Here is a 22,666-nt window from a genome sequence, read left to right on the forward strand (position 1 = left end):
TATCAGGACCTCATGCGACGCTGCCATGGGAGCGGGCGGTCTCGACGAAAGCGAGGGCTTCGGAATCGATCGGGGCCGAGAGCTGGCCGCCGCGCAGGACGACGATGCGGTCCGCGGCCCGGATGGTATCCGGGCGGTGTGCGATGACGATGCGGGTGATGGCGAGTTCGGCCAGCGCCCGGTTCACCTCCCGCTCCTTGTCGAGGTCGAGATTGGACGTGCCCTCGTCCATGAACAGGATCCTGGGCCGCCGATAAAGCGCGCGGGCGAGGAGAACCCGTTGGCGCTGGCCGCCCGACAGGGTCGTGCCCATATCGCCGATCAGGGTGTTGTAGTTCATCGGCATCGCCATGATCTCGTCGTCGATGCCGGCCATCTCCGCGCAGCGCCGCATCCAGTCCACATCCAGGGTCGCGTCGAAGAAGCAGATGTTGTCCGCAAGGGTGCCGGAGAGAAGGTGATCGTCCTGCATGACGACGCCGACCTGCGACCGGAAGGCCTGCAATCCCACATGGTCGAGCGGGACGCCATCCACCAGCACGGATCCGTCTCTCGGGGTCAGCAGGCCCAGCATGACCTTGAGCAGGGTCGTCTTGCCGCCACCGGACGGGCCGGTGATGGCGACGAATTCGCCGGGGCTTGCCGAGAAGCTCGCGCCGGACAGCACCTCCGGTTCTATGTCGGCATAGCGGTAATGGACCGATCGGACCTCGATGTCCCCGCTGATCGGCCGGTCGATGAGGCCGCGACGCCCATGGCCGGGCTCCTTCTCGGTCAGCGCAATATCCGACAGGCGGGACACGTAAAGGTCCAGCATCCGGTATTGGAGCGCCATCTCGATCAGATTGGTGGCCTTGCCGAGGAACTGCTCTTTGTAGGCCATGAAGGCATAGAGCATGCCGATGGTGATCTCGCCCGCCATGGCGGCCCGCGCGCCCAGATACACGACCAGCACGTTTTCGAGCCCGTAGAGCAGCTGGTTGGCCGTGTTGAACCCGAGCGCGAGGCGGGCCTGTTTCATGCCCCGGTTGATGGCGTCCGCATGGCGGTTCTGCCACAGCGCCTCCCGGTCCGCCTCGCGACCGAAGATCTTGATGCTCTGGATCGCCCTCACGGTCTCGATGAAGGTCGTGCTTTCCCGGGCTGCCGCTTCGATGACCTCTTCCTGCATTTGGCGCGACAACAGATACGACGCGATGCGCAGCACCGCATACAAGGCCAGCACCGAAAGAACGACGGCCGACAGGGCGGGACTGTAGACAAGGATCATCCCCAGCGTCAGGACCGCCATCACCCCGTCGACCACCGCGCCGATGAGGCCCTGCGAGAACAGGCTCTGGATGGGCGCGGTCGCACCGAAGCGTGAGACGACGTCGCCGATATGCCGTTTCTCGAACCATTCCAGCGGCAGCCGGACCAGGTGGTTGAAGAGGTTCGCGCTCATCTGAAAGTTCAGGGCGTTGCCGAGGAACATCAGCACCTGCGCGCGCAGCCACGCCGCCCCGGTATTGATCACGAGCAGCAGGCTAAACCCGAGTGCCAGCGCCCCGAGCAGGCCGGCATCGCTCTTCATGATGGCGTCATCAACCGCCAATTGCATGTAGAACGGGCTCGCCAGGGTCACGATCTGCAGGATGGCGGATAGTACGAGGGCCTGCCCAAGGGCGCGGTTCATGCCCTTGAGACGGCCCCAGAAGGCCGACAGCGGCAGCCTGCTGGTCTCCTGCTTTTTCTCGAAGCTGCGGGTGGGCGACAGTTCCAGGGCAATGCCGGTAAAGTGGCGTCCGGCCTCCTTCAGCGTGTAGGTGCGCAGGCCCGAGGCGGGATCGTGGATGACGAGCTTCCGTCCGCGGACTTCCTTGAGCACCACAAAATGGTTCATGTCCCAGTGCAGGATGCACGGAGTCGCGATGCGCCCCAGCTGTTCTGGTTCAAGTCGCAGGCCCCGCCCCATCAGGCCGATGCGCTGCGCGAGCGTGAGCAAGTCCTTGAGGGTGGTGCCCTTGAGAGAGATCGAAAACTTTCGGCGCAGGCTGATCAGGTCGAGCGCGTAGCCGTGGTAGGAGGCGACCATGGCAAGGCAGGCCAATCCGCATTCGGCCGCCTCCGTCTGTCGGATCAGGGGCAGCTGCGGGCGGCCGAGAATGTCGAGCTTGTCGAGCAGGCTCACATGCGCCCCCGGACACTCAGGAGTGGCTCGAACAGCCACGCGAGAAGGGAGCGTTCCTCCAGGATGATATCGGCCTGAACGGACATATCCGGTTGCAGCGCGACGGAATGTCCGAAGGCCTCGATGCTCTGCTGGCGCAGGGCGACGGCAACCCGATAGGAAGGCTCCTTCAGGGCGACCTTGCCATACGTTTCGTTCGGCGCGAGGACGGCCTGCGAGACCGTCTCCACATGGCCCTCGACGATTCCGAACCGCTGATAGGGAAACGCGTCGACCATGAGGCGCACCCGCTGGCCGACGCGCACGAAGCCGATGGCCCGGCTCGGCACGAAGAGTTCGACGAGGAGCTCGGCGCCGTCGGGCACCAGGGTCAGGAGAGGGCGGCTCGCATCGACGATCTGCCCCGCATTGGCCTGGAGCGCGGTGACGCGCCCGGCGATCGGCGCCCGGACGACCTGCGCGCCCCGCGCCTCCACTTCGGCGCGATCGCGCTCCCGGTCTGCCAGGGCGAGACGCAGCTGCGAGACACGCTCGTTCTGCTGCACCGGCAATTGCTCGCGCTGGAGCTGGATCTGCTCGAGCTCGCGATCGACCGCGGCCATCTGGCGCTCAAGGTCGGCGAGGCTTTGACGGCTGGCCAGCAGATTGGCCTCCTGCTCCTGCAGTGCGACCTTGGTGGCGTTCCCTTTGCGATAGAGTTCGGCGAGCGTCTGCCGCCGGTCGTCGACGGCCTCGATATGCTGCGCCTGCAGGTCGCGCTGTGCGGCGATGGCGGTTCTTTGGGCCTTGACGCTTGCGATGGCGGCATCGAGCCGGATGCTCTCGTTGGCGACGCGGGCGGGATCGGCCGCGATCTGCTCGCGGAGCAGGCGGGCCTGGGCGTCGAGCGAAGCAAAGAGCGCGGTGCCGAGCGTGCCGCCACCCGCCAGTCCCTGCTGCGTGTCGACGGTAAAAAGCGCCTGGCCGGCGGCCACGCTATCGCCCTCGCGGATTCTGATGTCGGTCACGATGCCGTCGCGACGCGCCGCCACCCGCACGAGACCTGCGCTCGAGACGAGCGCCCCGGACGCCATCTCCTTGCGGGAATAGCCCGCATTGGCCGCGAACGCGATCGAGACGGCTGTCGCGAGAAACAGAAAGCCGCCGAGCAGGTGCCAGGACATGGGGGAAGCCGGCATGGACGCCGCTGTTTCGTCCGCACCCGCCAGGACCTGCGGACGAAAGAAGCTCTGTGTCACGGCCTGTCCTCGGGCTTTCAATCAAACAATGAAGCTAATGAAAGAGTGTTGCACAAACAGCAAGAAGGCAAGTCCGCCTTGTGAAAATCAAATATAGAACCAGATACTGTAAGTAGAATTATCGATAGCACACCACAATCACAATGTTAGCTATCTAAACGGATAGCTCTTGTAGATTTCAATCCTCCTTTGCCTAGATAAAATCGGGCTGTGGCTTGAAGAATATGCGGGGTAATTGCTCAAATTGACGCAACGGGATTTATCATAATGCGTGAACAGCAACATTATTGAATTGCGCGGTTCTTGAAGCCGACCTCTCCGTCGGGGAGGTCTATCTCAAGAATTTCAGAGCGACGAGATTTTAACGGATACGATTATGTTGGCCCTTTGCGACGATGACTTGGCGCGCGTGTCGGGCGGGATATATTCCAATGACTTCGTTGAGTTCATGGATCTGATCGGCAGCGGTGGCGGGTCCGCCGGAGATGGCGGGGGAGGAACCTCAGCCAAACCGAAGAAGCCCGTAATGTACATGGATCCGATCCTGATTACGCCGAACAAGATTATCGAATTGCCGAAAGAGCCGCCGCTGCCGAAGCGGGACCCTAATTTCAGGTGCTGCTAAGCGTCTTCGACATTTAGAAATCGATCCTGTCGAAGGGGAGCTCAGGCTTCCCTTCGACGAGAGTCATGGCCGGCGCGCCTTCTGTCGCGTCGGCCGGTTTTGCGAACGACGCAGCGCTCCGAAGGCTGGCGATTGCGACGAGTGTCAGTGCTGGCCTTCGTATTCGTTGACCTTCCGAGTCATGCCGCCCGAAACCGCGGCGAGCTCGTTGTCACTCAGGGTCGCAGGAGCGGGAATCTCGGAAGGCAGGGGCGCGCACAGCGCTTCGGGGGCCTGGATCGTGATGTCGTGTTCAGTCATGCTTTGGTTTCCCTTTGTTGAGCCGCGCGGAGAAGCGGCATCGCCCACACGCTCCGGACGCGACGCCGGTTCGTCGGCATTATGAAGTGTTACAGTGTATCGTCAAACAACCGCTGGGTGTTCCGGATCGTGCGCCTGCATCCTTGTGCGGTGGCGCACCTGTGTGTCGCGGAAGCGTCAGAGTCGAACGTCCCCCTCCTCTGAAACGGCTCTGAGCCCCCGATTTGCCCGGGATTGCAAGAAGTCCGACGAGCAAAGAGCGGCAATTTAAGATTGAAGCATTTAAATATTGCAACCTGAGTAATAAACGGAACGCGCTCCCAAATCCTGATTGTCGATGCGAAAACACCGGCAAAATAAGACTCCGTTGGGCAGTCGCGTCCGAAACGCCGAATGCTGCGACAATAGTGCCGCCAACGCCCGGCAGGCTTGACTCTACATGTTACTCTTAATGTAATAACGTTAAGGTGAGGTCGCTGTACCGTGGTTCGACAACCCTGCCGGGCCGCCAAGCGATCGCCCCACCTTGGAATGGAGAGTTGAAATGGACGTTCTCGTCAAAACTGCTCGCTCTGAGACTGCCGCGAACCAGGCCGATCTCGCCGTCGATACGATGGCGATCATCGCGTTGGATGCGGCTGAATACGCTCTGGTGTCCGGCGGTCGTCGCCCCTGCATCGGCGGCAAGGACCCGGAACTTCCGGTCGTCACCGGCTGATTCCGGATCACGGCAAAAGCCCAGGCGCTTTTGAGGGGTTCGATGAGGCTCAGTCCATGACAAAAGCCCCGTCGAACCCCGGCCCGCCTTGACATCGCCCGGCGGCCATGAATGGTGCGGCAAAACACCATTCTGAGCAGGCTCCCATGACCGCCCCAATGCACCGCTACCGCTCCCATACCTGCGGCGCGCTCCGCGACACCGATGTCGGCGGCACGGCCCGCCTGTCCGGTTGGTGCCACCGTATCCGCGATCACGGCGGTGTCCTCTTCATCGACCTGCGCGATCATTACGGCATGACGCAATGCGTCATCGATCCGGATTCGCCGGCCTTCAAGCTCGCCGAGAGTGCCCGCTCCGAATGGGTGATCCGCGTCGACGGCAAGGTGCGCAAGCGTCCCGCCGGTACTGAAAACGCCGATCTCCCGACCGGCCTGATCGAACTCTACATCACCGAGATCGAGGTGCTGGGCCCGGCCGACGAATTGCCGATGCCGGTCTTCGGCGACCAGGAATACCCGGAGGAGACCCGCCTTCGTTATCGCTATCTCGATCTGCGCCGGGACAAGCTGCACCAGAACATCATGAAGCGCGGGGCGATCATCGACGCCATCCGCCGCCGCATGAAGGAGAGCAGCTTCACGGAATTCACGACCCCGATCCTGACTGCCTCCTCGCCCGAGGGCGCGCGCGACTTTCTTGTGCCGTCGCGCCTGCATCCGGGCAAGTTCTACGCCCTGCCGCAGGCGCCGCAGCAGTTCAAGCAGCTCATCATGATCTCGGGCTTCGACCGCTATTTCCAGATCGCGCCCTGCTTCCGCGACGAGGACCCCCGCGCCGACCGCCTGCCGGGCGAGTTCTACCAGATCGACGTGGAAATGAGCTTTGTCACCCAGGAGGACGTGTTCCAGACCATGGAGCCGGTCATCCGCGACACCTTCAAGGATTTCGCCGACGGCAAGCCGGTGACCGACGTCTTTCCCCGCATCAAGTACTTCGACGCCCTGCTGAAATACGGCACCGACAAGCCCGACCTGCGCAACCCGCTCGTCATCGTGGACGTGTCGGACGAGTTCTCCCGCGACGATGTAAGCTTCAACGCCTTCAAGAACGTCATCAAGTCGGGCGGGGTCGTGCGCGCGATCCCGGCCACGGGGGCGGCCGCCCAGCCGCGCTCGTTCTTCGACAAGCTCAACGAATGGGCCCGCACGGAAGGCGCGCCCGGCCTCGGCTATGTGGTGTTCGAGGAAGAGGGCGGGGCGATCGTCGGCAAGGGTCCGATTGCGAAGTTCATCCCCGCCGAGGCGCAGGCCGCGATCCGCGAGAAGGCCGGTCTGAAGGCCGGCGACGCGGTGTTCTTCTCGGCCGGAACCGAGGACAAGGCCGCCTCGCTTGCCGGCAAGGCGCGCGTTCGCATCGGCGACGAGCTGGGGCTCGGCGACAGGAACCAGTTCGCTTTCGCGTGGATCGTCGATTTCCCGCAATATGAGTGGAACGAGGACGAGAAGAAGATCGACTTCTCGCACAACCCGTTCTCGATGCCGGCCATCGAGGCGGAGGACTTTCTCGCGCTCACCGATGCCGACAAGGAGCGCATCCTCACGCTCACCGCTTATCAATACGACATGGTGTGCAACGGCTTCGAGCTCGCCTCGGGGGCGATCCGCAACCATCGTCCGGACGTGATGAAGAAGGCGTTCGGTATTGCCGGCTATGACGAGAAGACGCTTGAGGACAAGTTCGGCGGCATGTATCGCGCGTTCCATTACGGCGCGCCGCCGCACGGCGGCATGGCGGCGGGCATCGACCGTATCGTGATGCTGCTCTGCGGCGCGGTGAACCTGCGCGAGATCACGATCTTCCCGATGAACCAGCGGGCCGAGGATCTTCTGCTCGGTGCGCCGTCCGAGGTCTCGCCCAAGCAGCTGCGCGAATCGCACATTCGTCTGAACCTGCAGGAGAAATGATCCCGGCGACGGCCATCGTCGTGACCTTCGACAGCGCCCACGCGCTGCCGGATTGTCTCGCGGCCCTGAAGGCCGAGCAGGTGCCGGTCGTCGTCGTCGACAACGCGTCCCTCGACGACACGGTGGCCATTGCCGAGGCTTTCGGTGCAAGGGTCGTCCGCAACCTGCGCAACGAAGGCTATGGCCGGGCGAACAATCTCGGCGCGCGCGCCGCCGAGAGCGACTTCGTGCTGGTGGTCAATCCCGATGTCATCGTCGAGGCCGGGGCTGTCGCGGCCCTTCTCGATGCCGCCGCGCGCTATCCGGATGCGGGCCTGTTCGCGCCGCAGATCGTGGAACCGAGCGGCCGGGTGTTCTTCCAGCCGCGTTCGCTGCTCGCGCCGTACCTCACGAACCCGCGCGGCGCATTGGCTCTCCCGGATGGGGAAGCCTGCGCGCCGTTCTTTTCGGGTGCGTGCTTTCTCGTCCGCCGCGCGCTGTTTCTCCAACTCGGCGGCTTCGATCCCCACATCTTCCTGTTCTACGAGGATGACGATCTCTGCCGCCGGATCGCCGATAGCGGCGCGGCGCTCGTCTATGTTCCGCAGGCCGTCGTCCGGCACGGGCGAGGGCGCTCGAGCGGGCCGAAACCCGGCCGGATCTTTCGTGCCCGCTGGCATCAGGCGTGGTCGCGCGCCTATGTGAGCCGGAAGTACAATCTTCCCGCGCCCGCGCTGGGAATGTTTCTGGTCAATGCCCTGAAGACGCTCGGCGTGTGCCTCACCTTCCGGCGCGCCCTCATCGAGCGCTATGCGGGATCTGCCGCCGGCGCCTTTGCGTTTCTGCGCGGCCGGACCGCACTGGGGCGGGAGGGGCTGTCGTGAAGCGGTTTTTCGCCAGCATGCCAACCCTCTCGTCCGCGATGGTGCGGGAGAACAATCACTTCACGGTGCTGCGGCTGGCACTTGCCCTGGCGGTGGTGCTGTCGCACGCGTTCAGCGTCACCACCGGCACGATCGAGGACGAGCCGCTCACGCGGGCCACGGGCTTCACCCTCGGCGAACACGCGGTCAACGGCTTCTTCGCGATCTCGGGCTTTCTCGTCACCATGAGCTTCGACCGTCGCGGCTTTCGGGACTACGTTCTCGCCCGCGCCTTGCGAATCGCGCCCGGGCTGATCGTGGCAACGCTGGTGGTGGCGCTCGTCTTCGGCAGTGTCATGACCGTGTTGCCGCTGGGGACGTATTGGCGCAGCGAAGGCGTCTGGCGCTTCATCGTGGCGACGTTGACGACCTACAAGAGCAACATCGCGCTGCCGGGAGTCTTCGAGAACAATCCGTTCCGGTTCCCGATGGGAACGGTCTGGACGCTGAAATATGAAGTGCTGTGCTACGGCGGCGTGCTGCTTCTCGGTGTGACGGGTCTTCTCAGGTCGCGGATCTTTGCGGCAGCGCTCGTCGGGGGGCTGTTCGTTGCCCTTCTCGCTCTCGCGTGGACTGATCCCGCAGTGCCCAAGGGCATCGAGACGGCGTTGCGTCTTCCGCTGATTTTCGCCTGCGGCGGTGCGCTCTATGTGTGGCGGGACACGGTCCGGCTGTCGGCGATGATTGTTGTCGCATTTGCCGCGCTGACGTTCCTGCTTGCATCCACCGCGCTCTACACCCCGCTGCTCTTCACCGGCACCGCTTACGCGATGATCTGGATTGCGCTGTCGCCGGCTTTATCGCGCTGGAGCCTTGAGCCGCGACAGGACCTGTCATATGGCACCTATCTGTACGGCTGGCCCGTCCAGCAGAGTCTGCACGCCCTGTTTCCGCTGGTGGCGCCCCTCGCGCTGCTCGTGCCGGCGCTGGTACTGACGCTCGCGATCGCGTCCCTGTCGTGGATGGGCGTCGAAAAGCCCGCCTTGGCCCTGAAGGCGAGGGCGCTGGGACGGCGGACCCTTAAGACGATTGAGCCCGCAGCACCTTGACGGCCGCGATCAGCTCGCGGATGCGGTCGCTCTGGAGCAGATGGATCAGCGTGGCGATCCGCTCGCGCGGCAGGTCCCACCATCGGGCCTCGAGCAGCGCCGCAATCGTCGCCTCGTCGAACCGGTAGCGGATGAGTTTGGCCGGATTGCCGCCAACGATCGCGTAAGGCGGGACGTCCTTGGTCACCAGCGCATGGGCGGCGACGACCGCACCATGCCCCACCGTCACGCCCGACAGGATGGTCGCGCCCGACCCGAGCCACACGTCATTCCCGATCGTCACGTCTCCGCGCGAGCCGTGGTAATCGTTCGTTTCGGGCGCGGATGGCCACAGGCTCCGCAGGGCTGAAAACGGATAGGTCGTCGCCCAGTCGACCCGGTGATTCCCACCGAGCAGGATCTCCACCTTGTCGGCGATGGAGCAATAGCGGCCGATGGTCAGCTTCCTGCCCGATTCGGCGAAACGCACCTTGGGCCGTCCATAGCTGAACGCGCCGATGTCAAAGCCGTGACGCGCCGCGAGCCGGCTGAGATGCACGTCGGTCTGGTTATCGGGATTGCGCCAGTTTTTCAGGCGATGACCAAGTCCCATGGGTCAGGGACCGCTCTGGGGCCGGCGTTGACGCCACCCGGCAAGGCGCGCACAAGGGCACGTGACGAAAACGAACTGGCACTTGGCGTGAGGAGCGTTGGGGATGGCTGATAACATCTCGCAGGATCTAAAGCAGGGCGCGTTGTTTTACCACCGCTTCCCGCGTCCGGGAAAGCTCGAGATCCAGCCCACCAAACCGCTTGGGAACCAGCGCGACCTCGCGCTTGCCTATACGCCGGGTGTCGCTGCCCCCTGCGAGGCGATCGCGGCCGATCCGGCCGAGGCCGCCAACCTCACCTCGCGCCAGAACCTCGTGGCGGTCATCACCAACGGCACCGCCGTGCTGGGGCTGGGCGATATCGGCCCGCTCGCCTCGAAACCGGTGATGGAGGGCAAGGCCGTCCTGTTCAAGAAATTCTCGGGTATCGACGTGTTCGACATCGAGATCGACGAGAAGAACGTCGACCGGCTCGTCGACGTGATCGCCGCACTCGAGCCGACTTTCGGCGGCATCAACCTCGAGGACATCAAGGCGCCGGAATGCTTCGAGGTCGAGGAGCGCCTGAAGGCCCGCATGGGCATCCCGGTCTTCCACGACGACCAGCACGGCACCGCGATCATCGTCGGGGCGGCGGTGACGAATGCGCTCGAAATCGCGGGCAAGCGCATCGAGGACGTGAAGATCGTCACCTCGGGCGCGGGCGCCGCGGCGCTCGCCTGTCTCAACCTGCTGGTGTCGCTCGGCGCAAGGCGCGAGAACATCTGGCTGTCGGATATCGAGGGCGTTGTTTATGAGGGCCGCGAGGTTCTCATGGATCGCTGGAAATCGGTCTATGCGCAGCGCACAGACGCCCGCACCCTGTCGGACATCATCACCGATGCGGACGTGTTCCTCGGTGTCTCCGCCGGCGGCGTGCTCAAGCCCGAGCTTCTCGCGCGCATGGCGCCGCGTCCGCTCATCATGGCGCTGGCCAATCCCTATCCGGAGATCATGCCCGAACTGGCGGAGGCCGCACGGCCCGACGCGATGATCTGCACCGGGCGGTCCGACTACCCGAACCAGGTCAACAACGTCCTGTGCTTCCCCTATATCTTCCGGGGCGCGCTGGATGTGGGCGCCACCACCATCAACGAAGAGATGAAGGCCGCTGCCGTCAAGGCGATCGCGTCGCTCGCCCGCGAAGCGCCGTCCGAGGTCGTCGCGCGGGCCTATGGGGGCGAGGCGCATCCGTTCGGCGCCAAATCCCTTATCCCGAGCCCCTTCGACCCGCGCCTGATCCTGCGCATCGCCCCTGCGGTCGCCAAGGCCGCCATGGATTCCGGCGTCGCCAAGTCGCCGCTGGACGACCTCGACGCCTACGCGGATTCCTTGACGCGGTTCGTGTTCCGCTCCGGCTTCATCATGAAGCCGCTGTTCTCGAAGGCGAAGGCCAACCCGAAGCGGGTCATCTATGCGGAAGGCGAGGACGAGCGCGTCCTGCGCGCCGTGCAGGTGATCGTGGAGGAAGGCATCGCGCGACCGATCCTGATCGGGCGACCCAACGTCGTCGAGGCCCGCATCGTGCGCTACGGCCTGTCACTCGAGATCGGCCGGCATTTCGAACTGGTGAATCCGGAGGACGATCCGCGCTATCGCGATTATGTGGCCACCTACGTGGAGGCCGCCGGCCGCAAGGGAATCACCCCCGATGCCGCCAAAACCCTCGTGCGCACCAACAGCACCGTCATCGGCGCGCTCGCCGTGCGCCGGGGCGATGCGGACGCGCTCATCTGCGGGCTGGAAGGGCGGTTTCAATCCCGCCTCAAGCACATCAAGGACATCATCGGCCTCGCGCCGGGGGTGCGCGACATGGCGGCCCTGTCGCTCGTGATCACGTCGAAGGGCGCGTATTTCCTTGCCGACACCCATGTGCAGCCCGATCCCAACGCGCAGGAAATCGCCGACATGACGATCGCCTGCGCGAGCCATGTGCGGCGGTTCGGACTCGAGCCCAAGATCGCCTTGCTGTCCCATGCGGATTTCGGCGCGGCGGATACCCGCTCGGCCATCAAGATGCGCGACGCCCTCGAACTCATCCGCGCGCGGGCACCGGAACTCGAGGTCGACGGCGAGATGCAGGCCGATGCGGCATTGTCCGAACTGATCCGCGAGCGGGTCTATCCGGCCTCGCGACTCAAGGGGGCCGCGAACGTGCTGATCATGCCGAACCTGGATGCGGCCAACATCGCGTTCCAGTTCACCAAGATCCTGGCCGATTCCCTGCCCGTCGGCCCGATCCTGATCGGCCCCGCCAAGCCCGCGCACGTGCTGACCCCGTCGGTAACGGCCCGTGGCATCGTCAACCTGACGGCGATCGCGGTGGTCGAGGCCCAGGCGGGCGAGGAGCTTGTCCTCTCCGCCTGATCGCCTCTAAGGAAGCGCTTATTCCGCCCTGGCGGTGATATCCAGCTTGTCGAATGCAGCCTTCGGGTCGTCGAACGACAGCGCCTCGACGACGCCCAGGCCCGACGGGTCCTTGGTCTTCGCGCTGATCATGAGGAGGCCCGGCTTGGCGACGAACCGGGCGATGGCCTGGCTAAGGCGCGAGGCCTGTTCAGAGTTCCCGATCAGCGATGGCACGACGATTGCCGCACCCATGCCGTAGGTCTGGCGCAGGGATTCCGGCGTCGTCTTTTCTTCCTTGGCCGTCTTGGCGATGAAGCGTTCAAACAGACCCTTGTTTTCAAGACGCAGATCGAGACTCTTGATGCGGGCTGCCATGAAGGCGACGGTCGCGACGGCGGTGTCGGGATCGAACACGTCCTTGGTGATGTTGCCGAGGCTGCCCGACAGGGCGAGATTGGCCATGTCCGCGCCCTGGAACGACAGGTCGCGCAAATTGAATTCTCCGCTCCCCTCGCTCCACTGCCCGGCCATGGCGAAGGACATGTCGACGTTCTTGTAGCCCAGTGCCAGCAGATCCTTCAGACCGTCGGCCTCACTCGTTGCAGGGAGCGCGACCGTCAGGTTCTGCAGAGCGAACCGCAAGTTGGTGGGAATGCCATTGACCGGTTGGTCGGCCAGGAACTCGATTGAGCGGATCGCCGAGCGCACCTTGTTCGTCTTCCCGGGAACGCCGGGCGTGAACGTGCTGCCGACTGACGGCGTCAGAGAATCGATATCGATGCCCTCGATTTTCACGGCGCCGAGCGTGGGGGTGAGGCTGCGCAGGGTCGCGGCGTCCACATCTTCGAACGACTTGCCCCGAAGCTTCTTCAGTCCCTCAATGGTCGGCGTCAGCGAGAAACCCGTCATCGCCATGCCGGCGATGGCCACCCGGGTCTTGGGCTCGACGATTTCGAACCCCTCCATCCGCGATTCGCCCGGCTGCGTGGCGGTCGCGCCGCGATAGGACATCCGGCCGATCCTGGCCGTTGTTCCAGGCTGGGCCTTGCCGCCCGTCATGGTGAAGTCGGTGGCCTCGATGGAGCCGATTTCAAAGCTGCCCAGGAAATCGGCAATCGTGGCGATGAGACGGCTCTGCTGGTCCGGGGACAGGTCATCTTTGCCCGACACCTCCGCGAGGAAGGCCGACCCGCCGACCCACGAATCGGCGATGGGCCGGGCCATGAAATCGCGGCCGGAAATACGACCCACCTTCACGATGCCATCCTGGCCGCTGTCCACGGCAATGCCGTCAACGGAGAATGCGCCATGGATCCGCGCGAAGGGATTGTCTCCTGCCGGGGCTTTCGTTTCGTACACGCGAATGAGCGCCGGGATGTCGAGGGCGCTGATCGCGGCGCGACCGTAATTGAACGTCGATTTGATTTTACCGCTGGTGATTTGCCCGACAGTGGCCTCGGCCACGACCTCTGAGACCCGCCCCTCTTTGACGTCGCTCAGAACGACGTTTCGATAGGTAACCGTCTGCGTCTCGGGGCCGACCTTCTCAACGGCTTTGAGCTCGGGGATGCGGATCTGCTGGGCGTTGAGACGGGCCAGCCGAACCGCGAAGGGTTCCGATGAGGTCTTCGACAGGAGGGCGTCGATATCGCCTCTGGAGGACGTGAGGCCCGAGAACTCGATCCGCTTGGCCTGATATCCCGTGGTGCCGGATGTCAGGGTGACATTGTCCAGGGTGAGGGTGTTGGCGCTCTGGGCAAAAGCGACATTCCAGAGCGGCGCCCGGATCGCGCCCACGGAAAGGGTGCCACCATCGAACTCAGTCGCCAGGTTGTGGCCGACCGTCGGCTCCCATTGCCAGGCCGAAAATCCGATGATGGCTGCAAGGCCGCTCAGGCCGCACCGAGTCAGTCGCTTCATGGGGCCCCCTCCGGCCAAAGAAAATCGGCGCCGGGATGGCGCCGAACTGTGTATCAAATGATCCGTCTGGATGCGAGGGCGGAGTTTAGAGCGAAAACGACGTCCCGCAGCCGCACGACGCAGTCGCGTGGGGGTTTTCGATCTTGAACGACTGGCCCATGAGATCGTCGACGAAATCGATGACCGAGCCGTCGATGTATTGGATCGACACGTCGTCGACCAGGACCGTCGCGCCGTCCCGCTCGATGACGAGGTCGGCATCCTGCCGGTCGGCATCGACATCGAACGCGTATTGAAAGCCCGAACAGCCGCCGCCATTCACGCTGATGCGCAGCATTGAGCCTTCCGGCTCGGCCTGCATGATTTCGTTGATCCGTCGCGCGGCGCGCTCGGTCAGGGTAATGTCGCTCATCGTGGATCCAGTCCTCGGGCGGACGTTATCTTGGACAACGTCCTAAGAGCAAGGTAAGGGCCCGTCGAGGAAGCTTCAACCCGGGGGATGATGCGTGCGGCCCTTTGGCGAACGATGGCGGGCGCTTTATGCGAGCAATCCCTGGGAGAGCCGTGGCCGGCTCTATCCGGAAGCCGTGTCGCCCACCCGGAGCGACTTCCAGCGCGATCGGGACCGGATCATCCATTCATCCGCCTTTCGCCGGCTCAAGCACAAGACCCAGGTCTTCGTCTATCATGAGGGCGACCACTTCCGGACCCGCCTGACCCACACGCTCGAGGTCAGCCAGATCGCCCGGGCGCTCGCTCGCTCCCTGGGCCTGGACGAGGATCTGGCCGAGGCCCTGGCCCTCTCGCACGATCTCGGCCACACGCCTTTCGGCCATACGGGCGAGGACGTGCTGGAGGCCTGCATGGCCGCCTACGGCGGGTTCGACCATAATGCCCAGGCGTTGCGGATCGTCACCCGGCTGGAACGCCGTTATGCCGCTTATGACGGCCTGAATCTCACCTGGGAAACCCTCGAAGGGCTTGTCAAGCATAACGCCCCGCTCACCGACGCGGCGGGACGGCCGACATTCCGCTACCGCAAGCGCGGCGTGCCGCTGGCGATCCTCGAATACAACGGCCTCCAGGATCTCGAATTGTCGACCCATGCGGGCGGGGAGGCCCAGGCGGCCGCCATCGCGGACGACATCGCCTACAATGCCCATGACATCGACGATGGGTTGAGGGCGGGGCTGTTTTCGATCGAGGCCCTGCGCGAGGTGGCGTTTCTCGACGATCTGCTGCGCGAGATCGATGCGCTGTATCCCGGGCTCGATCCGTCCCGGCGCATCCACGAACTCGTGCGCCGGGTCATCACCCGCTTCGTCGAGGACGTGGTGGCGGAGGCCGAGCGGCGGCTGGGCCTGCTTTGCCCGGACAGCGCCGCGGCAATCCGCGGTGCTGGGGAAACGACCATCTGCTTCTCCGCTGCCCTCCAGGCGGCCGACGCGGCGATCAAGGGTTTCCTCTATCCGCACATGTACCGCCACCCCAAGGTCATGGCCGTCCGCAAGGAAGCCGATGCGGTACTGAACGACCTTTTTGCGCGGTTCATGGGCGATCCGACGGCGATGCCGGACGAGTGGCATGACGGCGTGGCGCGCGACGACACGCCCCGGCTGGCGCGCCGGGTGGCTGACTACATCGCCGGAATGACCGACCGTTATGCGCTCCTCGAGCACCGCCGCCTGTTTGACGTCACGCCGGACTTGCGCTAGGCGCGCCAAAGCTTTCAAGGGCTCGTGGCCCTATCGAGATTGAACCTGATGAACATTTTCGGTCTGTTTGAGAAACGTGTTGCCGACGCCCTCGGCCGGCTCGCCGCAGCAGGCCAGATTCCGGCCGGTCTCGATTCGAGCCGCGTGGTGGTGGAGCCGCCTCGCGACAGCACGCACGGGGACCTGTCCACCAACGCCGCCATGGTTCTGGCCAAGGAAGCGCGGATGAATCCCCGCGCCCTCGCCGATTTGCTCGTGGCCGATCTCGCCGGCGATCCGCGCATCGTGAAAGTCGATATTGCCGGCCCGGGCTTCATCAACATCAAGCTCGAAGCCCACGTCCTGCACGAAATCCTGCGGGCCGCCGTCCTCGACACGGACGGATTCGGCCGCAGCGGGCAGGGGGGAGGCGTGCCGGTGAATGTGGAATTCGTGTCGGCCAATCCCACCGGGCCCATGCATGTGGGCCACGGCCGGGGCGCCGTCTTCGGCGACGCGTTGTCGGAGCTGCTGCACTATGCCGGCCACAAGGTCAGCCGCGAATATTACATCAATGACGCCGGCGCCCAGGTCGATGTGCTGGCCCGGTCGGCCTATCTGCGCTACCGCGAGGCGCTGGGCGAGGATATCGGCGCGGTGCCGGAGGGGCTCTATCCGGGTGATTACCTCAAGCCGGTGGGGGAACGCCTCGCCCGGGAGCATGGCGACAGCCTGCTCGGCAAGACAGAGGCGGAATGGCTGCCGCTCGTCCGCAACGTGGCGATCGACGCCATGATGGACATGATCCGCGAGGATCTGGCAGCCCTCGACATTCATCACGATGTCTTTTTCTCGGAGCGCTCCCTGCAGGAAAATGATGGCGGCGCGGTTGCCCGCACGATCGCTGAACTGCGCGAACGCGATCTCGTCTATATGGGCCGGCTTGCGCCGCCGAAGGGCCAGAAGGACGAGGACTGGGACGACCGGGAGCAGCTTCTGTTCCGCGCCACCGCCTTCGGCGACGAGGTCGACCGGCCGCTTTTGAAATCCGACGGATCGTTCACCTATTTCGCCTCGGATATCGCCTATCACCGCTCCAAGTTCGAGCGCGGCTTCGCCTCGATGATCGATGTGTGGGGCGCCGATCACGGCGGCTACGTCAAGAGGATGCAGGCCGCCGTGAAAGCCGTCACCGACAACAAGGGCGATCTCGACGTCAAGCTGTGCCAGCTCGTGAAGCTTTTGCGCGACGGCGAGCCTGTCAAAATGTCCAAGCGTTCCGGCGACTTCGTGACGTTGCGTGAAGTGGTGGATGAAGTGGGTCGTGACGCTGTCCGCTTCATGATGCTGTTTCGCAAGAATGACGCGACGCTCGACTTCGACCTCGCCAAGGTCGTCGAGCAGTCGAAGGACAATCCGGTCTTTTATGTCCAATACGCCCATGCGCGGTGCGCCTCGGTTCTTCGGCAGGCCGGCGAGGCATTTCCGAACGCGGACCTCTCGCCGAAGGCTCTGGCCGGCTCTGATCTGTCGATTCTCACTGACGATGCGGAACGCGACGTGATTCACCGGATCGCGCAATTTCCGCGGATGATCGAGGCCGCGGCCCTCGCGCACGAGCCTCATCGTGCGGCATTCTACCTCTATGATCTCGCCAGCGCGTTCCATTCTTTGTGGAATAAGGGCAAAGACTTGCCGCAATTACGCTTTGTTAATCAAACTGATGAAGATTCAACGAAAGCGAGACTCGCTGTTGTGTATGCCCTCAAGGGCGTCCTGGCGTCTGGTCTGGCTATCCTGGGCGTGACGGCTCCCGACGAAATGCGTTAGATTGCCCGGAACGGAATATCGTTTCTGGTGTAGCGCTCGGAAGCCGTTCCGTCGTGCCGACGCAGCCGCCATCGCGGGCGTCGGATTACCGGAGGTTCGGCGCTATGAGCGGAACACAGAAGCCCCATTTCGCGGTCGATCTGAATGAGATCGAGCGCCAACTCGCGCAGGCCCAATCGGGCGCGCCAGCGCCATCGGTCGGCCATCGTCACGATCCGCTCGCGGATCTGGCCCGGATCGGCGGGCAGGACGATCCCTTCGCGTCCCTGCTCTCCAACGAGCCGTCCCGTTCCCGCGGCGGGGCTCAGGCGTCCCACGATCAGCTTTTCGCGGTGCGTGGCGATGTCGCACCTGCGGCGGCGTTCGACCCGTATGGCCGGCGAGAGCCGACGGGTTACGACTATGAGGATGACGCCCACCATGCCCAGCATGCGGCAGCGACCCGGGCCCTGCCGGACGGCTATGCCTATCAGCAGCCGGCGGCCGTAGACCCGGCCGCCTGCGACCCCCAGGCCTATGACCAGGGCGGCTACGCCCAGGATTATTACGACGGCCAGGCCGCCCCGCAGGCCGCTTCTTACGATGAGGCAGCCTACGCGCCGCCGCCGCGAGGCCGGTCGCGCAAGGCTGCGCTTGCCTTAGGCGCGGTTCTTGGCGTGGTGGTGATCGGCGGGGCCGGCGCGTTCGTCCTGGGCGGTCGTTCGTCCGCGGTGAGCAGCGGCGAGCCTCCGCTGATCGCGGCGAGCAACGAGCCGATCAAGGTCGCGCCGCAGAACCCCGGCGGTGTCGAGATTCCAAACCAGAACAAGCAGATCTACGAGCGTGCGCAGAGCGGCGAGACCAAGGTGGTGAGCAATTCCGAGCAGCCTGTCGACGTGAAGCAGACGGTTCGCATGAATGGCGGTGCCGTTGCGGAATCCACCGGCTCGGCCGGCCCCGCGCATCCGCCGGCCGCTCCCGGTCTCAATCTGGGTGAGCCCAAGAAGGTCCGCACCATCGCCATCAGGCCGGACGGCACCCTGGCGCGCCAGGACACCGAGGCGAAAGCGCCCGTCGCGGCTCCGGCCGCCATGACGATGCCGGCTGGCGCGGCACCGCCCGCAGCCCCCCGGGCTGCCGCAACGACTCCGGCGGCAAAGCCCGTAGCGGTCGCTTCCGCCGAGACCCCGGCCGCAGCGCCGCAGCGCGTGGCGTCGATCCAGCCGACGGCTCCTGCAGCCACGGCCGGCGCGACGACGTCAGAGGCTTCCGTCAGCGGCTTCTCGGTTCAGCTTGCCGTGCGGGGCACCGAAAAGGAGGCGCAATCCGCTTTCAGCCAGTTCCAGAAGAAATATCCGGAGCTGGCCGGGCAGGTCGCGATGATTCGCAAGGCCGAGGTCAACGGCAACACGGTCTTCCGCGTCCGCGCCGGGCCGATGTCCCGCGACGACGCGTCCTCCCTCTGCTCGTCCGTGCAGGGCCAGGGCGGCCAGTGCTTCGTCGCCAAGAACTGAGTTGGCTTTCCGGACCGTCGAAGGCCGCGGCTTGACCGGGCCCGACAGGAACCGTAAGGCGCGGGCATGATCTCCCGCGCCTTGATTGCCGGATGTTCCGGATTGACCCTCAGCCCCGATGAAGCGGCCTTCTACAGGGACGCGTCGCCCTGGGGCTTCATTCTCTTCAAGCGCAATATCGACTCCCCCGGGCAGGTGCGAGCTCTTTGCACCGCCCTGCGGGACACCGTCGGATGGGACGCGCCTATCCTCATCGACCAGGAGGGCGGCCGGGTTCAGCGGATGGGTCCGCCGCACTGGCCCAAATACCCCTCTGGCCGTGTCTACGGAAACCTTCACGCCAGCGACCCGCTGCTCGGCCGGGAAATCGTTCGCCTCGGCGCACGGCTGATGGCGCATGACCTGAAAGCCGTCGGCATCACTGTTGACTGCATGCCGGTTCTCGATGTCCCCACCGAGGGAGCGCACGACGTCATCGGTGACCGTGCCTATGGGCGGACGCCCGAACAGGTGGCCGTGCTCGGACGGGCCGCCGCCGAGGGATTGCTCGCGGGCGGCGTCCTGCCCGTCATCAAGCACATGCCCGGACATGGCCGGGCCGGCGCGGACAGCCATCTCGCCCTGCCGATCGTCGATGCGTCGCGCGCGGATCTCGAACAGCATGATTTCGCGCCGTTCCGCATGTTGAGCGACATGCCTCTCGCGATGACCGCCCATGTGGTCTACACGGCCCTCGACCGCGACGGGCCGGCCACGACCTCGCGCATTGTCATGGACGAGGTCGTGCGCGGCCATCTCCAGTATGACGGCCTTGTCATGACCGACGATCTTTCGATGCGGGCGCTGAGCGGGACGTTCCGGGAGAAGACGGAGGCGGCCTTCGCCGCAGGCTGCGACATGGCTCTCCATTGCAACGGCGTCATGGACGAGATGGCGGCGGTCGCGGATGCGGCCCCGCTGCTGTCGGGAGACGCCCTGCGGCGCGCCGACGCGGCGCTCCAGCGGGTCCGCCACGAGCCTGAGCCGCTCGATCCTGTGGACGCCCGGGCCCGGCTTGACGCCGCGCTTGCGATGGTCGCCTAAGGGGCGGAAGCTGCGAATCAGCAGATCTGGGTTGATGGATTGATGGCGAACGTACTTCCCTTCGAGGATGTCGAACGCGTCGAGCGAGCGGACGGGGAACCGGCGCTCCTCGTGGATGTGGACGGATTCGAAGGCCCGCTCGACCTGTTGCTCGAACTCGCCCGGCGGCAGAAGGTCGATCTGCACAAGATCTCGATCCTCGCGCTGGCTGAGCAATACATCGCCTTCATCGAGGCCGCCCGGCGCATGCGCCTCGAACTTGCGGCCGATTACCTGGTGATGGCCGCGTGGCTTGCCTATCTGAAATCTCGCCTCCTTCTCCCGGAGCCGCCAAAGGGCGAGGAACCCAGCGCCGAGGACCTTGCCACCGCGCTCGCGCTGCGCCTTCGCCGCCTCGAAGTGATCCGCGAAGCGGCCCGCAAGCTCGGAGAGCGCAACTGGCTCGGCCGTGACGTTTTCGGTCGCGGAGCGCCCGAAGCGGTCGTCGTCCACAAGGATTCACAGTATCAGGCGACTCTTTACGACCTGCTGGCGGCCTATGCCCGGCAGCGGCAGAAGCAGTTCAACGCCCGGGTGCAACTGCATCAGCGCAATGTGTGGTCCCTGGCCGAGGCGCGGGAAGCGCTGGAGCGCCTTGTGGGCCATCTGAAGGACTGGACCAGCCTCGATGCCTATCTGATGACCTACATGGTCGAGCCTGCCATGCGCCCGACCATTCTCGCCTCGACATTGTCCGCGACCCTCGAAATGGTGCGCGAGGGAAAACTGAGCGTCCGCCAGGAAAAGGCATTCGCCCCCGTCTGGGTGAGGGCCGTGCCGGACCCGGCGGATGCAGGAGCCTGAGATGGAAAGCATGAGGGAGGATGTCGCGGACGAGACCGAGATGGTCGACGCGCCTTCGGCCGGGCCGGACCGCGGCGAGGCCCTCCGCATCGCCGAGGCGCTTCTGTTCGCCTCGGCCGAACCGTTCAGCGTCGAGGAGCTTGCCGGTCGCCTGCCGGAAGGCGTCGACGTCGCGGCGATCCTCGACGAATTATCGGCGCAATATGCCGGGCGCGGGGTCAATCTGGTGCGCGTGTCGGGCCGCTGGGCCTTCCGGACTGCAAGCGATCTGTCCTTCGTTCTCGCCCGCGACGTCGTCGAACAGAAAAAGCTGTCGCGCGCCGCCATGGAGACATTGGCCATCGTCGCCTACCACCAGCCCGTGACGCGGGCCGAAATCGAGGAAATTCGCGGCGTCGCAACCTCCAAAGGCACCCTCGATCTGCTGCTTGAGACCGGCTGGGTGCGCCTGCGCGGCCGCAGACGGGCGCCCGGACGCCCGGTCACCTACGGCACGACCCCCCATTTTCTCGACCATTTCGGGCTCGACGCCATCGACGACCTGCCCGGGCTCGAGGAACTGAAGGGCGCGGGCTTCCTGGAGGGGAGGGTCCCGTCCGACCTGTCCGTGCCGATCCCGTCCGACGACGATACGCTCCGGCCCGACGAGGATCCGCTCGACCAGGATGACCTGTTCCTCCCCATGGAACTGGGGGACGGCGACGAATGAGCGACCCCGCACCGGAGCCCGTCCGGGACCGGTTTCGTCTGCCGCGGTGGGGCCAGCGAGGGACCACGGGGGCGTCGATCCCGGCGCAACTCACCTTCGAGAACATCGTCCAGACCTACGGCGCCATCGATGTCCTCGACGGCATCTCGCTGACGATCGAGGCGGGCGAACTGGTGTGTCTGCTCGGCCATTCCGGCTGCGGCAAAACCACCCTCCTGCGGATCGCGGCCGGTGTGGAGACGCCCACCTCCGGGCGGGTCCTCATCGACCGCCAGCAGGCGAGCGGCCCTGGCCGTTTTATCGAGCCGGAGGCCCGGGGCATTGGCTTGATGTTTCAGGACTATGCCCTCTTCCCACACATGAGCGTGCAGCAGAACGTCATGTTCGGCCTCACCGGCCTGTCGGCCGCCGAGGCCGGCATCGCCGCCCGCCGGGCGCTGTCTCGTGTCGGGCTGGAACGCTATGCGGACGAGTTTCCGCACACCCTGTCCGGCGGCGAGCAGCAGCGGGTGGCACTCGCCCGCTCGATTGCTCCGCGGCCAGGCGTTCTCCTGATGGACGAGCCGTTTTCCAATCTCGACCGGCGCATGCGCGACGCCGTGCGCGACGAGACCGTGGCCATTCTGCGGGAAACCGGCGCCACGACCATCGTGGTGACGCACGACCCCGAGGAGGCCATGCGAATCGCCGACCGGATCGTGCTGATGCGGGCGGGCCGGATCATCCAGCAAGGGCCCTCGGAGGAACTCTATTCCGCCCCGGCCAATCTGTTCGCCGCGCGCTTTTTCTGCGATTTCAATGAAATCCCCGGCGAGGTGAAGAATGGCCGCGTTTCCTGCCCGGTCGGCGTCTTTCCCGCGCCGGGCCTGCCCGACGGTCCTGCCGTCGTCTGCATCCGGCCGCAGGGTCTTCGCCTGAAGCCTGCGGGCTTCTGCCTGCCGGGCCGGGTGGTCTCCCGGCGCTTCCTGGGCGAGGTCGATCTGGTCCATATCGACGTCCAGGGCGTCGACCGTCCTCTCCAGGGCCGAATCCGCGATTCCGCTGGCGTTCGGGAAGGTCAGGATGTGGGTATCGAGATCAACGCGAAGGATGTCCTTGTTTTCGCCGCGTCCGATCCCTAGGTTGGCCGCACGTTACGCATTCATAT

The 22,666-nt window shown here is 64.9% G+C and carries 19 protein-coding genes; 13 read left to right on the forward strand and 6 right to left on the reverse strand.

The annotated features are described in order from the left end of the window. Positions 1–10: 10 nt before the first annotated feature. Together J4G32_RS09465 and J4G32_RS09470 are read right to left on the reverse strand one after the other, a co-directional pair. On the reverse strand, positions 11–2,170 hold the full coding sequence (locus J4G32_RS09465; RefSeq protein ID WP_210487401.1) for a peptidase domain-containing ABC transporter: 2,160 nt from the start codon (positions 2,168–2,170) through the stop codon (positions 11–13). After that, on the reverse strand, positions 2,167–3,408 hold the full coding sequence (locus J4G32_RS09470) for a beta-barrel domain-containing protein (protein ID WP_210487424.1): 1,242 nt from the start codon (positions 3,406–3,408) through the stop codon (positions 2,167–2,169). The genes J4G32_RS09465 and J4G32_RS09470 overlap by 4 nt, the downstream gene beginning before the upstream one ends. A gap of 376 nt (positions 3,409–3,784) precedes the next feature. Here J4G32_RS09470 and J4G32_RS09475 point away from each other — a divergent pair, with 376 nt between their 5' ends. Further along, on the forward strand, positions 3,785–4,033 hold the full coding sequence (locus tag J4G32_RS09475; protein WP_210487442.1) for a hypothetical protein: 249 nt from the start codon (positions 3,785–3,787) through the stop codon (positions 4,031–4,033). A gap of 144 nt (positions 4,034–4,177) precedes the next feature. On the opposite strand, the gene J4G32_RS09480 is transcribed toward J4G32_RS09475, so the two are convergent. Continuing rightward, positions 4,178–4,333: a bacteriocin gene (locus J4G32_RS09480; protein WP_210487468.1), complete on the reverse strand. Its 156-nt coding sequence runs from the start codon at positions 4,331–4,333 to the stop codon at positions 4,178–4,180. 544 nt (positions 4,334–4,877) lie between these two features. Here J4G32_RS09480 and J4G32_RS09485 point away from each other — a divergent pair. The 4 genes from J4G32_RS09485 (at position 4,878) to J4G32_RS09500 (ending at position 8,969) form a co-directional block, all read left to right on the forward strand. After that, complete coding sequence (locus J4G32_RS09485; protein WP_210487503.1) at positions 4,878–5,051, forward strand: hypothetical protein; 174 nt, start codon at positions 4,878–4,880, stop codon at positions 5,049–5,051. A 158-nt stretch (positions 5,052–5,209) separates the two neighbouring features. Beyond that, positions 5,210–7,018 carry an aspartate--tRNA ligase gene (aspS, locus tag J4G32_RS09490; protein WP_210491291.1) on the forward strand — a complete coding sequence of 603 codons (1,809 nt, stop codon included), beginning with the start codon at positions 5,210–5,212 and terminating at the stop codon, positions 7,016–7,018. Continuing rightward, complete coding sequence (locus J4G32_RS09495; RefSeq protein WP_210487537.1) at positions 7,015–7,881, forward strand: glycosyltransferase family 2 protein; 867 nt, start codon at positions 7,015–7,017, stop codon at positions 7,879–7,881. Before aspS ends, J4G32_RS09495 begins: the two co-directional genes overlap by 4 nt. Before the next feature lie 17 nt (positions 7,882–7,898). Then, positions 7,899–8,969 (forward strand): acyltransferase family protein, encoded by a 1,071-nt coding sequence (locus J4G32_RS09500; protein WP_210491298.1) that lies wholly within the window; start codon positions 7,899–7,901, stop codon positions 8,967–8,969. Here the strand turns inward: J4G32_RS09500 and J4G32_RS09505 are convergent. Then, a complete protein-coding gene (locus J4G32_RS09505) occupies positions 8,941–9,561 on the reverse strand; it encodes a CatB-related O-acetyltransferase (protein WP_210487554.1) in 621 nt (206 codons plus the stop codon). The two genes, J4G32_RS09500 and J4G32_RS09505, sit on opposite strands and share 29 nt — an antisense overlap. Positions 9,562–9,664: 103 nt before the next feature. On the opposite strand from J4G32_RS09505, the gene J4G32_RS09510 reads away from it, so the two are divergent. Continuing rightward, a complete protein-coding gene (locus tag J4G32_RS09510) occupies positions 9,665–11,965 on the forward strand; it encodes an NADP-dependent malic enzyme (protein WP_210487579.1) in 2,301 nt (766 codons plus the stop codon). Positions 11,966–11,983: 18 nt separating this feature from the next. Here J4G32_RS09510 and J4G32_RS09515 read toward each other — a convergent pair whose 3' ends face one another. Both J4G32_RS09515 and erpA read right to left on the reverse strand, forming a co-directional pair. After that, a complete protein-coding gene (locus J4G32_RS09515; protein WP_210487596.1) occupies positions 11,984–13,867 on the reverse strand; it encodes a hypothetical protein in 1,884 nt (627 codons plus the stop codon). A gap of 85 nt (positions 13,868–13,952) precedes the next feature. Then, entirely contained in the window at positions 13,953–14,279 is a 327-nt protein-coding gene (gene erpA / locus J4G32_RS09520; RefSeq protein WP_210487619.1) for an iron-sulfur cluster insertion protein ErpA, read from the reverse strand. A gap of 94 nt (positions 14,280–14,373) precedes the next feature. Between erpA and J4G32_RS09525 the strand changes: the two genes are divergently transcribed. The 7 genes from J4G32_RS09525 to J4G32_RS09555 all read left to right on the forward strand — a co-directional run bounded on the left by J4G32_RS09525 (position 14,374) and on the right by J4G32_RS09555 (position 22,640). Beyond that, positions 14,374–15,582, forward strand: coding sequence for a deoxyguanosinetriphosphate triphosphohydrolase (locus tag J4G32_RS09525; RefSeq protein ID WP_210487643.1), 1,209 nt, complete (start codon positions 14,374–14,376; stop codon positions 15,580–15,582). Between the two features lie 48 nt (positions 15,583–15,630). Next, positions 15,631–17,391 (forward strand): arginine--tRNA ligase, encoded by a 1,761-nt coding sequence (gene argS, locus J4G32_RS09530; protein WP_210487663.1) that lies wholly within the window; start codon positions 15,631–15,633, stop codon positions 17,389–17,391. Between the two features lie 104 nt (positions 17,392–17,495). Then, entirely contained in the window at positions 17,496–18,884 is a 1,389-nt protein-coding gene (locus tag J4G32_RS09535) for an SPOR domain-containing protein (protein WP_210487690.1), read from the forward strand. A gap of 66 nt (positions 18,885–18,950) precedes the next feature. Beyond that, entirely contained in the window at positions 18,951–19,967 is a 1,017-nt protein-coding gene (gene nagZ, locus J4G32_RS09540) for a beta-N-acetylhexosaminidase (RefSeq protein ID WP_210487704.1), read from the forward strand. Between the two features lie 42 nt (positions 19,968–20,009). Then, entirely contained in the window at positions 20,010–20,810 is an 801-nt protein-coding gene (locus J4G32_RS09545) for a segregation and condensation protein A (protein ID WP_210487728.1), read from the forward strand. Between the two features lie 10 nt (positions 20,811–20,820). Then, positions 20,821–21,519: an SMC-Scp complex subunit ScpB gene (scpB, locus tag J4G32_RS09550; protein ID WP_425515509.1), complete on the forward strand. Its 699-nt coding sequence runs from the start codon at positions 20,821–20,823 to the stop codon at positions 21,517–21,519. After that, positions 21,516–22,640, forward strand: a complete 1,125-nt coding sequence (locus J4G32_RS09555) for an ABC transporter ATP-binding protein (protein WP_210487788.1) — start codon at positions 21,516–21,518, stop codon at positions 22,638–22,640. The genes scpB and J4G32_RS09555 overlap by 4 nt, the downstream gene beginning before the upstream one ends. Positions 22,641–22,666: the final 26 nt, after the last annotated feature.

Source organism: Microvirga antarctica, from assembly GCF_017921815.1.
In the GTDB taxonomy this organism is placed as follows: Bacteria; Pseudomonadota; Alphaproteobacteria; order Rhizobiales; family Beijerinckiaceae; genus Microvirga; species Microvirga antarctica.